Origin of the sequence: Methylobacterium sp. 092160098-2 (assembly GCF_028920805.1) — a bacterium.
Lineage (GTDB): Bacteria > Pseudomonadota > Alphaproteobacteria > Rhizobiales > Beijerinckiaceae > Methylobacterium > Methylobacterium fujisawaense.
Window position 1 is genome coordinate 1,607,218 of sequence record NZ_JAQPZJ010000001.1, and the last position, 12,051, is coordinate 1,619,268.

General features: G+C 71.3%; 7 protein-coding genes and 1 pseudogene. 5 read left to right on the plus strand and 3 right to left on the minus strand.

What is annotated here, in order from left to right; all coding sequences use genetic code 11:
• Positions 1–215: 215 nt before the first annotated feature.
• Complete coding sequence (locus PQI07_RS07600) at positions 216–611, minus strand: TetR/AcrR family transcriptional regulator (protein ID WP_274926374.1); 396 nt, start codon at positions 609–611, stop codon at positions 216–218.
• A 233-nt stretch (positions 612–844) separates the two neighbouring features.
• Here PQI07_RS07600 and istA point away from each other — a divergent pair, with 233 nt between their 5' ends.
• Together istA and istB are read left to right on the plus strand one after the other, a co-directional pair.
• On the plus strand, positions 845–2,383 hold the full coding sequence (istA, locus tag PQI07_RS07605) for an IS21 family transposase (protein ID WP_053609000.1): 1,539 nt from the start codon (positions 845–847) through the stop codon (positions 2,381–2,383).
• A gap of 11 nt (positions 2,384–2,394) precedes the next feature.
• Entirely contained in the window at positions 2,395–3,138 is a 744-nt protein-coding gene (gene istB, locus PQI07_RS07610; RefSeq protein WP_053608999.1) for an IS21-like element helper ATPase IstB, read from the plus strand.
• 144 nt (positions 3,139–3,282) lie between these two features.
• Here the strand turns inward: istB and PQI07_RS07615 are convergent.
• A pseudogene (locus PQI07_RS07615) lies at positions 3,283–3,408 on the minus strand (TetR/AcrR family transcriptional regulator); the annotation flags it as partial.
• 111 nt (positions 3,409–3,519) lie between these two features.
• Between PQI07_RS07615 and PQI07_RS07620 the strand changes: the two are divergent.
• The 3 genes from PQI07_RS07620 to PQI07_RS07630 all read left to right on the plus strand — a co-directional run bounded on the left by PQI07_RS07620 (position 3,520) and on the right by PQI07_RS07630 (position 8,131).
• Positions 3,520–4,218 carry a glutathione S-transferase family protein gene (locus PQI07_RS07620; protein WP_075381235.1) on the plus strand — a complete coding sequence of 233 codons (699 nt, stop codon included), beginning with the start codon at positions 3,520–3,522 and terminating at the stop codon, positions 4,216–4,218.
• Between the two features lie 553 nt (positions 4,219–4,771).
• Complete coding sequence (locus PQI07_RS07625; RefSeq protein WP_043355261.1) at positions 4,772–5,686, plus strand: manganese catalase family protein; 915 nt, start codon at positions 4,772–4,774, stop codon at positions 5,684–5,686.
• Between the two features lie 309 nt (positions 5,687–5,995).
• A complete protein-coding gene (locus PQI07_RS07630; RefSeq protein WP_274926375.1) occupies positions 5,996–8,131 on the plus strand; it encodes a S9 family peptidase in 2,136 nt (711 codons plus the stop codon).
• 127 nt (positions 8,132–8,258) lie between these two features.
• Here the strand turns inward: PQI07_RS07630 and PQI07_RS07635 are convergent, their stop codons facing one another.
• Complete coding sequence (locus tag PQI07_RS07635; protein WP_274926376.1) at positions 8,259–11,714, minus strand: AsmA family protein; 3,456 nt, start codon at positions 11,712–11,714, stop codon at positions 8,259–8,261.
• Positions 11,715–12,051 lie beyond the last annotated feature (337 nt).

Here is a 12,051-nt window from a genome sequence, read left to right on the forward strand (position 1 = left end):
CCGCCGGGTTCGTCGCACGGCCGACGAACAGCTCCTCGGGAGATCGGAGATCTATCGGACGTCCGACTCGGGCCGGGAGGGCAATAGCCGCTTTGGGTGGATCTCAGCTGCTCCGCTTTCGAACGGCAACGCATCGACGCGGACCTCGCCTTGCCACTCGCTGACGCCCCACCCCGGCCTCTCGGCGCGTCCGGTCATAGGATACGCGACCCAAGTCACGGGATAAGGCCGCTCTCCCGGTAAGCCGCAATGACATCGGTGTAGTGGGCGACTTCGTCCCGGCCGTGCGCGATCATCTGCGCGCCCGATACCGCCGCGAAGATGGCCTTCGCCCGCCGCCGGATCTCCTCCGGGGCATCCCCCTCCCCCGAGGCCAGCACCCGCGCGATCCAGCGCTCGTTCATCTCGCCCCACCGGACGACTTCGGTCCGGACCTCGGCAGGGAGGTCGTTCCGTTCCGCCGCCAGCATCCCGGCCAAACACATGCGATTGCCGTTCAGCAACGTGTCCCGGAACACGTCGGTGTACCGCCGCATCACGGTCGTGCGGTCCGTGGCGTCGTTCAGGACCTCGTCGAGGTAGCGCTCGTAGCGATCGATGTAGCGCCTCACGATCGCCTCGACCAACGCACCCTTCGTCGGAAAGTAGTAGTGGATGCTGGCGCTCTTGCGGATTCCGACGGAAGCCGGCCACCCATTCCGACGCGAAGCCGGCCAGCGTTCCGATTTGATGTCGGCCACCATTCCGAGATGAAGCCGGCCACTCGGTAGCCGGCATCGGCGACGGCGCATCCCCGTGGGTCAGCAACCGCGGCATCCCAGTCCTCGACCACGAGGAGGATGGGATGCCGGCCAGGAGAGAGCTGACCATGCGACAGATCAGACAGATGCTGCGGCTCGCCCATGAGGGGGTGAGCGCGCGTGAGATCGGACGAACCCTCGGGATCGCCCGCTCCACCGTGCAGGACAACCTCGGCCGAGCCAGCGCTGCCGGCCTGACCTGGCCACTCGGCCCCGAGGTCGGCGACACGGTTCTGGAACAGCGCCTGTTCGCCCGAGCCGGAGTGAAGCAGGGCCTTCGACGGTTAGCCGAGCCAGATTGGCCGTCGCTGGTCCGAGAGATGCGCCGGCCTGGAGTCAACCTCACGGTGCTGTGGGAGGAGTACCGGGAGGCTCATCCCGAGGGATACGGCTATTCCCGGTTCTGCGACCTGTACCGCGAGTTCGAGCGCCGCCTCACCCCGGTGATGCGCCAGCACCATGCGGCCGGCGACAAGGTCTTTGTCGACTATTCCGGCAAGCGGATCGCCATCGTCGATCCGGCCACCGGTGTGGTGCGCGAGGCCGAGATCTTTGTCGCGGTGCTGGGCGCGTCGAGCCTGACCTACGCTGAGGCGACCTGGACGCAGACGCTGCCCGACTGGATCGGCGCGCACGTCCGCCTGTTCCGCTTCCTCGGCGGCGTCCCCCGCCTCGTCGTCCCGGACAACCTCAAGAGTGCCGTCCACAAGGCCTCGTTCTACGACCCGGAGATCAACCGCTCCTACGGCATGATGGCCGACCATTACGGCGTCGGCATCCTGCCAGCCCGGCCCCGCAAGCCGCGCGACAAGGCCAAGGTCGAGGCCGGCGTCCGCTTTGCCCAGAGCTACATCCTCGGACGGCTACGTCGACAGACGTTCTTCTCACTCGCCGAATGCAACGCCGCCATCGCCGTGATGGTGGAGCGCATCAACGCCCACCTCATGCGCCGGCTCAGCACGACCCGGCGCGCCCTGTTCGAGGCGATCGAGCGGGCGGCGCTCCGTCCCTTGACGGTGGAAGACTACACCTTCGCCGAGTGGCGGCTGGCTCGGGTCAATCTCGACTATCACGTCGAGGCGGCCGGCTTCCTGTACTCGGTGCCCCACGCCCTGATCCGCGAGCAGGTCGACCTCCGCATCACCGCGCGCACCGTCGAGGTGTTCCACCGCGGTCAGCGCGTCGCCGCCCATGAGCGTCGCTATGCCGGCCAGCGGCACGGCACCGATCCCGAGCACATGCCCAGCGCGCATCGGCGCTACGCCGAGTGGAGCCCCGAGCGCTTCCGGCGCTGGGCACGCGGCATCGGCCCGGAGACCGAGGGTCTCGTCGTAGCCATCCTCCACGACCGTCCTCACCCAGAGCAGGGCTTCCGGACCTGCCTGGGCATCCTGCGCCTCTATCGCGGGCTCGCCCCCGGCCGGGCGGAGGCTGCCTCGGCCCGGGCCGTGGCCATCGGTGCGCTCACCTACAAGAGCATCGCCTCGATCCTGGCCAACAGCCTCGACCGCACCGCGCCGTCTGCCGAGGCCGCTCCCGTCCTGCTCCACCCCAACCTGCGCGGCCCGCGCTATTTCCATTGACGGAGACGACGATGCTCACCCATCCCACCCTCGATCTCCTGCGCGAGCTCGGCCTGACCGGCATGGCCTCGGGCTTCAAGACGCTCGATGCCAACCCAGAAGCCGGCGCGCTCTCGCACGCCGAGTGGCTCGGACTGCTGCTCGAACACGAGGCCACCGCCCGTCGGCAGAAGCGCTTCGAGACCCGCGCCCGGGCCGCGCACCTGCGCCATCCCGCCAGCATCGAGGATGTCGACTACCGCAGCCATCGCGGCCTCGACCGTGCGCTGTTCCTCAAGCTCGCCACCGGCGACTGGATCCGGACCCGGCGTAATCTCGTCATCACCGGCCCCTGCGGCGTGGGCAAGAGCTGGCTGGCCTGCGCGCTCGGGCACAAGGCCTGCCGAGACGACCTCTCGGTGCTGTACTACAGGGTCCCGCGCCTGTTTGCGGCTCTCAGCTTGGCGCGCGGCGATGGTCGCTATGGCCGGATGCTGCGCCAGATCGCGCGCGTGAACCTCCTGATCCTCGACGATTGGGGACCCGAGCCACTCCTGCCCGAGCAGGCGCGCGACCTCCTGGAGATCATCGAGGATCGCTACGACACTGGCGCGACCCTGATCACCAGCCAGGTGCCGGTCGACCGCTGGTACGACATCATTGGCATCCCCACGCTCGCTGACGCCGTTCTCGACCGGCTGCTGCACAACGCTCACCGCATCGAACTCGCCGGCGAGAGCCTACGCAAAATCAAGGCGGCCGAACCTACCGCTTGACCTGCTGAACCGACCCCGTGATCTTCACCTCCGACCCACGGGAGCGCCTCCGCCACCGGCCGGCTTCAGATCGGAATGGTGGCCGGCTTCGCCTCGGAACGACGGCCGGCTTCAAATCGGAATCCCCGGCCGGCTTCGTCGGAATACGCAGGCGCTCTTGATCCCGACCGTTTTGGCGAGCTCACGGAAGCTGAGTCCGCTGTATCCGAGATCCTGCACGGTCAGCCGCGCGGCCTCCATGATCCGGTCCCGCATCGTGTCGCCACTCATCTCGGCCCCCCTGCTACCTGACGCCAGATAGGCTTTGACAGGCCATGCGTGAAGCTCCTATTCCGACCGCACCTACCTGACGCACGGTAGGTGCCCGTGGAGGACGCTACGATGACGGACAAGCCCCGCCTCTTCACCTCGCCCTCGGCCTTCCCCAACCCCCAGCGCGTGCGCCTCTTTCTGCACGAGAAGGGCATCGCCGATCAGTTCGATGAGGTCATCTACGACATGGCCCCCGGTGGAGAGCAGCGGGGCTGGCAACACCTCAAGATGAATCCCTGGGGCGAGACGCCGACCCTACGCCTCGCCGACGGCGAGATCCTGTCCGAGACGACCGCCATCGTGCGCTACCTCGACCAAGCCTTCCCCGGCCGCCGCATCCTGGGCGAAACCCCAATGGCGCAGGGCCTGGACGCGATGTGGGACAGCCGCATCTGGGTCCACATCCTCTATCGCATCACCACGATGTTCCACGTCCTGCACCGTGGGCTGGGTCCGAAGCTCGAACTGACGCACAATCCGGCCTGGGGTGAGCACTGCCGCAAGGAGGCGCTGGCTCACGCGGGGCTCGTGGACCGGCACCTGTCGGACGGCCGCGCCTGGATGTTGGGCGGGGATGCGCCGACCTTCTCGGACATCACGCTGGCGACGGCGGTGGCTTTCTCGAAATTCCCCGTCTGCGCCACGCCGCTGGACGAGCGGTTCGAGCACCTCGATGCCTTCTGGCGGCGATGGCAGGAGCGCCCGGCGTTTCGAGCGGCCTACGCCGATCGCAGCAGCGGCGTGCCGGAGCTGGACGACCGTCAGTAATCCCGGCGCGTGATACGGCGGTGATGGGGACCGGCCCGATCGCGAATGCCTCGGCGATCGGGGCCGATCTACCCTCTCACGGGAAGGGCGAAGCGTCCGCTCCGGACGTGATGTCTGCAATTCCGGGTGTGGAACGGCACCTGGCGGCCGCTTTCCACCGCGAGCCGAAGTTGATGGATGCGGGGCTGCTTTCGGGCTCGGCCGACGGCCGTCCCGGCGGCCGGCATGGGTTGGAGGCGGATGCCCCCTTCGGCGCGACGCGCCAGGGGCCGCGCCCCGTTCCAAGCCGAAGCTGCCGGCTGACCGACAAGGGGCCGCGCCCCGGAAGCGGCGACGGCGTTCCGCACGGCCGACAGGGGGCGAAAGCGGGCCGGCCGGTGCGGATGGATATGCGACGGGCTGCTTCTCAGCTGCCACCGTATCGAGGCGGAATTCGTAATCCCGCCTGGCGTAATTGCCAGATCCCGCACCTGTCGATCTGCGAGGCGACAGGAACAATCATCCGTCCGAACAGATGCCATCTTGCGCACACCGCGCAAACGGAGCTGCTCGCATGTTCATGAAGCTCGACCGCCTTCAGGCTGAACTGCCCCAGCCGAAGAAGCCCGATCCCAACGCCGCTGCCGCCCTGCAGGAGCTGCTCGGCGGAAAATACGGCGAGATGTCGACGCTCGGAAACTACATGTTCCAAAGCTTCAACTTCCGCAACAAATCGAAGCTGCGCCCTTTCTACAGCCTGGTATCGAGCATCTTCGCGGAGGAACTCGGGCATGTCGAGCTGGTCTCAACCGGCATCGCCATGCTGAACAACGGTCCGGGTGACGACACCGAGGAGGTCGACGTCTCCAAGGCCCCCTTCCACGACATGCAGGACATCCGGCTGGCCGGCAGCTTCCTGTCGAACGGCGGCGGCGCGACACCGGTCAACTCGAACGCCCAGTCGTGGAACGTCGACATGGTCACGACCACGGGCAACATCATCATCGACCTGCTGCACAACTTCCACTTGGAGTGCGGCGCCCGCCTGCACAAGCTGCGCGTCTACGAGACCCTGACGGACCCGACCGGTCGCGAGGTCTGCGGCTATCTCCTGGTGCGCGGCTCGGTCCACGCCCACGCCTACGCGCTGGCGCTCAAGAAGCTCACCGGCGTCGAGATCGAGAAGATGCTGCCCACGCCGAACATCGTCCTCGACAAGATACCGGAATGCCAGAAATACCTGCAGGAGGGCTCGCACCGGCGCCTCTACCGGTTCAGCCCCGACGACTACAAGGAAGCGGCGGGCGTGTGGTCGAACGACGAGGTGGCGCTGCCCGGCGATCCGCCCGGCAACCTGGAAGTGGTGGACGGTCTGCCCGAGGGTGGCAAGATCCCCGAGCTCGACGGCAATTACGGGGCATTCGCGCCCAACTACGCGCCCCAGGAGATCTTCGAGATCGCGAGCAAGCTCTACAAGAAGAGCCGCTGAACGGACGACGGTGGATGGAGATCGCCCCGCGGATGCGACGCCGCGGGGCGCGGTGGCTCTCTCGGCGGCTCTCTCGGAGACTCTCTGCCGCTCGGACGGCCGAGCCGATGGCGTTCAGACCCCGGGCGCGGTGCGCCCGGCCCGGATGCCCCTGGACGACGGGGTGACGCAGATCCCGGGATCACCGCGCCGTTCCGCCCCGCAACACAGCCCTCGCCCTGCCGCCCTGCGCCCCGGGTGCCTTGCATCCCGGCGCCGGGCGGGACACATCCCGTCACCCGAACGTGACGGGACCCGACGGGAGAGACAATGACGGAGATCGGCCACGGCTTGCTCGCTCACCGGTCCGGCGCGCCGGTCGCCGAGGTCCGGCCGCGACGCTTCAGCGTCCACGGGCAGGAGATCACCGACGATTACGCTTGGCTGAAGGCCGAGAACTGGCAGACGGTCCTCAAGGACCCGTCGGCGCTCCCCGACGACATCGCCGCCTACCTGAAGGCCGAGAACGCCTTCGCCGAACAGGCGCTCGCCGGGAGCACGGAGCTGCGGCGGCAGCTGGTCGCCGAGATGCGCGGGCGCATCCAGGAGGACGAGAGCGGCGTCCCGGAGCCGGACGGGCCCTTCGCCTACTACACCCGCCATCGCGCGGGCGGCCAGCACCCGCTGATCTGCAGGCGGCCGGCCACGTCGCCCGACGTGCCCGAAACGGGGCCGGACCCGGACGAGACGATCCTCATCGACGGCGACCGAGAGGGCGAGGGCCTGCCGTTCTTCGAGATCGCCGCCGCGGTGCATTCCGACGACCACCAACGACTCGCCTGGAGCGCCGACACCAAGGGCTCGGAACTCTACACGATCCGGGTGCGCGACGTCGCCACCGGCCTCGATCTCGACGACCGGGTCGACGCGACCTCCGGCGAGGCGGTCTGGGCCGCGGACGGGGCGAGCTTCTGGTACGTGGCGGTGGACGCCAACCACCGGCCCGCGAAGGTCATGCGGCACCGCATCGGCACGGGGCAGAGCGAGGACGAGACCGTCTACACGGAAGCCGATGCCGGCTACTTCGTCCATATCGGCAAGACCCAATCCGGCGCCTTCCTCGACGTGACGGTGAGCGACCATGAGACCTCCGAGGTCCGGCTCCTCGACCGGCACGCGGAGGACGCCCCCTTGCGCCTCGTCGAGCCGCGCACGCCGCTGCTGATCTACGGGGTCGAGCATCGCGGCGACCGGCTGTTCATCCGCACCAACGCGGACGGCGCCGAGGACTTCAAGATCGTCACCGCGCCGCTGGACGATCCGGGCCGCGCCCACTGGACCGACCTCGTGCCGCACCGGGCCGGGGTGATGATCCGCCACCTGCACCTGCTCACCGGCCACCTGATCCGTCTGGAGATCGAGAACGCCAAGCCGCGGATCGTCGTGCGCGACTTGGCCGACGGCGCCGAGCACACGGTCGCCTTCGAGGAGGAAGCCTATTCCCTCGGCCTGCGCGCCGGCCTCGCCTTCGACACGGCCACGATCCGCTTCGTCTATGCGTCGATGACGACCCCGTCGGAGACCTGGGACTACGACTGCGCGGCCCGCACGCGGGTCCTGCGCAAGCGTCAGGCGGTGCCGAGCGGCCACGATCCGGCCGCCTACGTGACCCGGCGGCTCTTCGCCACCGCGCCCGACGGCGCGCAGGTGCCGATCTCGCTGCTGCACCGGCGGGATCTCGTCCTCGACGGCAGCGCGCCGCTGCTGCTCTACGGCTACGGCTCCTACGGCACGCTGATGCCGGCGGCGTTCCGCACGAACCTGCTGAGCCTCGTCGACCGCGGCTTCGTCTACGCGATCGCCCATATCCGCGGCGGCACCGAGAAGGGCTGGCGCTGGTACCTCGACGGCAAGCGCGAGAAGAAGCCCAACACCTTCACGGACTTCATCGCCTGCGCCCGGGCCCTGATCGCGGCGCGCTACACCGCCGAGAAGCGCATCGTCGCCCATGGCGGATCGGCGGGCGGGATGCTGATGGGGGCGGTGGCCAACCTCGCGCCGGAGCTGTTCGCCGGAATCGTCGCCGACGTCCCCTTCGTCGACGTGCTCAACACCATGCTCGACGCGGAGCTGCCCCTGACCCCGCCGGAATGGCCCGAATGGGGCAACCCGGGGGAGAGCGAGGCCGCCTTCCGGACAATCCTGTCGTACTCGCCCTACGACAACGTCGCCGCCAAGGACTATCCGGCGATCCTGGCGCTCGGCGGGCTCACCGACCCGCGCGTCACCTACTGGGAGCCGGCCAAGTGGGTCGCGCGGCTGCGCGCCACCATGACGGGCGGCGGGCCGGTGCTCCTGCGGATCAACATGGAGGCAGGCCACGGCGGCGCCGCCGGCCGGTTCGACCGGCTGGAGGAGGTGGCGCTGATCTACGCCTTCGCGCTCATGGCGGTGGGGAAGGCTTGAGCGCCGTCGTCCGTGCGGGCGCATGGCCCATGACGGCGATGACGGGGCCATGACGGGGCGCGGCGCCTGAGGCGTTCAGAGGGGCCGGTCCCACGGAGATGGGAGCTGCCTCAGGATGCGGCCGGCCTCATGGTCGGACCTCGGCGGGAGCCGGCGGTTGGGCGATCCCCTCGTCCGGATTGCGGGCCCGCTTCGCCGCCTCCTCGGCGGCCTTCTCCGCGGCGGCTTTCTCCGCAGCCGCTTTCTCGGCGGCAGCCTTCTCGGCCGCGGCCTTGAGAGCCGCCGCGCGGGCCCGGTCCATCTCGATCCGGGCGCGGCGGCGCTGCCGCTCCACCTGGTCGGCCTCGGTCAGCTCGATCGTCTCCAGCTCGCGCTGCAGCACGAAGGCGGCGAGGCCGTTCGACAGGGTGCCGACGTCCAGTACGCGCTCCGGCGCGCCGAGGGGCCCGGTCAGGCCGAACTGGACCGCGGGCGGGCCGGCATTCCAGCCCCGGGGGACCGGGCCGCCCACGAGCGTGCCGCGGACGTCGAGGCGGCCGGCGCGCAGGTCGTAGCCGACGGTGCCGGCCCAGCGGGCCGGGCCGAGATCGAGGTCGAACGGCCCGGCCCGCAGGACGCCGCCCACGATGGTGGCGGCGGCCCGGGCGGATCCCCGCGCCTGCCCGCCGCCCCGGGCGAGTTCCTCGGTGACCAGGGCCTGGAGCCGCCCCTCGCGGAGCGGGTCGTCCATCTCGGCCGCCCGGGCCAGCACCCGGCCGAGGGCCGCGGGATCGGCCGCGGGCAGGCTCAGATCGGTCAGGGTGAGCGCGCCGCTGCCCGAGAGGCTGTCGGCGAGGCCCGGCAGGGTCTCGGCCGTGGCGGCGAACCGCAGATCGGCGCTCAGGCGGCCGCCGATCGGGCCGCCGGCCAGCGTCGGGAGCGCCGCACCGTCGAGGCTGCCCGAGCCGGAGACCGCGGCGCCGGCCCCGAGACGGGCGATCGTCACCGAACCCACGAGCCGTCCCCCGGCGAGCTTGCCGGACAGGTCCCGCAGGATCAGGTTCCCATCGGTGAGGCCCAGGGCGGCCGTCGCCTCCGTGGCGACGAGGCCGCGCCCGAGATCCAGGCTGGCGACGCGGGCGTCGAGGGACAGGGCCGGATGGGCCGTCGGCGGCCCGAACGTGCCGTTCGCCCCCGGCGGGATCACCAGGGCGGCGGCGAGCTGCGGCACGGACAGGCGGTCGAGGGCGAGGCGGCCGTGCAGGGCGCCGCCCGCCGCCCGCAGCAGCGTCCCGTTCACCCCCGAACCCGCGACCGTGCCGGCGATGGCGGCGGCGGCCTCGCCCTGCTGCCGCGACAGCGTGACGGTGAGATCGGCCGGCCACGCGCCGGGGGCCAGGGTCGCGGCGCCGGCGAGCGTCAGGAACGGCGCCAGATCGGCCGTGTCGGCCCGGACTTCGCCGCCCGTGGGCACGAAGTCGGGACCGACCAGGATCGGGCGGCCGGTGGAGAGCCGGAGGCCCGCGACCGTGCCGTTCGCCGTCAGGGCGAGGGCCTGCCCGTCCGGCCGCTCGGCCGTCACGTGCAGTTCGGCGGGCTGCTGGAGGCCAACGATGTCGGTGCGGCCGAACCACGCCCCCGCCCGGGGCGCGGTGAGCGTGGCGGTGCCGCCCTCGATCCGCGTGCCGCGGCTCGCCAGGGTCAGGTCGAGGGTGCCGCCGCCGGCGCTGCCCCGCGCCTGGGTCCGCAAAGCCGCGGCCGCGCCGCCCGCCCGGTCGAGGGTGACGGCGAGGTCGAGGGGCGCGTCCCGCAGGACGGCGGGCAGCAGGCGGATCTCGCCCACCCAGACCCGCTCGAGCAGGCCGAGCAGCGGCGCCGCCGCCGGGGCCTTCAGCCGTCCGGAGACGCGGCCGGTCCCGTCCGCACCGATCTGGCCGGACAGCCGGGCGCTGGCGCCGGCGAGATCGGTGACGTCGAGGCTGTCGACCTTGAGGCCGGCGCCGTCGGACTGGATCCGCGCCGCGATCGTCCCGGTGCCGGAGCCCGTGGCGCCGAACCGGACATCCTTCGCTTCCAGGGTCAGGGCGAGGTCGGTGTCGCGCAGGGTCCCGAGCGTCGTCCCGAGGGGCGGCAGGCCGGCGATGTCGAGGCCGCTGGCGCGAATCTGGGCCTCGAACCGGCCGCGCTCGGTGCCCTCGGCGGCGGTGTAGCGGGCGTTGCCGGTGATCCGCGCCGGTCCGAGTCCGAGGCGCAGGTTGCGCAGGGACAGGCCGGTGGCGGCGGCCGACAGGTCGGCGGCGGCCTCGACCGTGCGCCCGTCGAGGAGCGCGACGAGGGGCCCCTCGGCGCCGAGGCGGCGCAGATAGCGGCCCAAAGCCTCCGAATCGGGGGCGGTGAGCGACACCGGGCCGGTGAAGCGCAACGGGGCCGTCTCGACCTGCCCGCTCGCCGCGACGGTGGCGTCGGCCGGGCCCGTCACCGACAGGCGGCGCAGCAGCAGGCCGCCGGCCCGTTCCAGGGTGCCGGTGAGGGCGAGGTTCGACCAATCCTCGCCGCCGAGCACGGCGCTGCCCACCGTGAGGTCGAGATCGAGCATGGCCGGCAGGCTGCCGGCCGAGCGCGGCAGGCCGCGGCCGATCAGATTCTGGCCCTCCGCCGAGGTCAGGAAGGCGTCGAGGTCGAGGCGGCGGGCCTCGAGGGTCAGGCCGCCGCGCCACTGGCGCAGATCGAGCCGGCCGGTGCCGCCGAACCGCAGGCTCCGGCCCCCGGGATCGATGGCGAGGTCGACGCCCTCGAACCGCACCTGCGTGCCCCGGGCCTTGAAGGTGCCGGCCAGCGAGAAGGGCAGGTAGGCGCCCGCGGCCTGGGTCGGCGGCCCGACGACGAGGCGCGCCGAGCCCTCGGCCTCGACCAGGGAGCCGCCGGCTTCGCTCGGCGCGAGGCCGAAGCGTGCATCCGCCTCGAAGCGCGGAGCCGCGTCGCCGCCGCCGGAGATCTTGGCGGCGAGGCGCCCGTCGGGTCCCGGCGTGCCACTCACCGCCCGGAACGGGATGCCGCCGCTCGTCCCCTCGACCCGCCAGGGGCCGACCAGGGCCGGCGCCTGCAGGTGCAGGTCCTGGACGTAGAGCTGGTCGGTCCGCCCGGTGGCGGGCACCTGCGTGGTGACCAGGAACTGCTGGATCTGCAGGTTCTCGATCGCGAGGTCGCGGTCGCGCAGGGCGCCACCGAAATCGGCCGGCAGCTTCAGGGCGTCGGGGCCGGCGACCGGGAGCTTGATCTCGGCCCGGCCGATCCGGGTCTCGGTGAAGCGGAACTCGCCCTTCAGGAGCGGCGCGAGGGCGATCTCGGCCTTGACGAACCGGGCGTCCAGGCTCGGCCGGTCCGGATCGGCGCCGAGATGCAGGCGGTCCACGCGCAGCCGCGGCGAGGGCAGCAGCCGGACCTCGATCCGGCCGTCGGTCCGGACCGGGACGCCGAGGGACCGGGCGAGCGCCCGGTCGACGAGCGCGCGATGGGCCTGCCAGTCGACGAAGGGCGGAACGGCGAGCGCCGCCACGAGAACCAGGATGACGGCGCACGCCAGCGCGGTCAGAAGATCACGCAATGGTCCTGTTCCGCACCATCTCTCCGCGAGGCCGCGCCATCACCGTGCCGCCATGCCCCGCGTGCCCCCGCGAGTCAGTTGTCACGGCCATAGCACGATAAGCCCCCGGGAGCGCCAGCGGCGATGCCACGGTCCGGAGCGGTGCGCGCGGCTGTCCGCGGCACCCCGGGCGAGGGGTTCCGGACCGGGCGCGGGTCCCCTCTCCCGTGCGGGAGAGGGACAGGGTGAGGGATGCGACTTCTCCGGAAGGACCTGGTCCCTCACCCCAACCCTCTCCCGCACGGGAGAGGGGGCTTGTCGCGCTCCGCCGCCGCTGTCGGCCCCCGATCACACACGT

Excerpts from the sequence above, each read along its gene's own strand:
- istA (WP_053609000.1), top strand. The coding sequence starts at position 845 with ATGCCGGCCAGGAGAGAGCTGACCATGCGACAGATCAGACAGATGCTG.
- istB (WP_053608999.1), top strand. The coding sequence starts at position 2,395 with ATGCTCACCCATCCCACCCTCGATCTCCTGCGCGAGCTCGGCCTGACC.
- PQI07_RS07620 (WP_075381235.1), top strand. The coding sequence starts at position 3,520 with ATGACGGACAAGCCCCGCCTCTTCACCTCGCCCTCGGCCTTCCCCAAC.
- PQI07_RS07625 (WP_043355261.1), top strand. The coding sequence starts at position 4,772 with ATGTTCATGAAGCTCGACCGCCTTCAGGCTGAACTGCCCCAGCCGAAG.
- PQI07_RS07630 (WP_274926375.1), top strand. The coding sequence starts at position 5,996 with ATGACGGAGATCGGCCACGGCTTGCTCGCTCACCGGTCCGGCGCGCCG.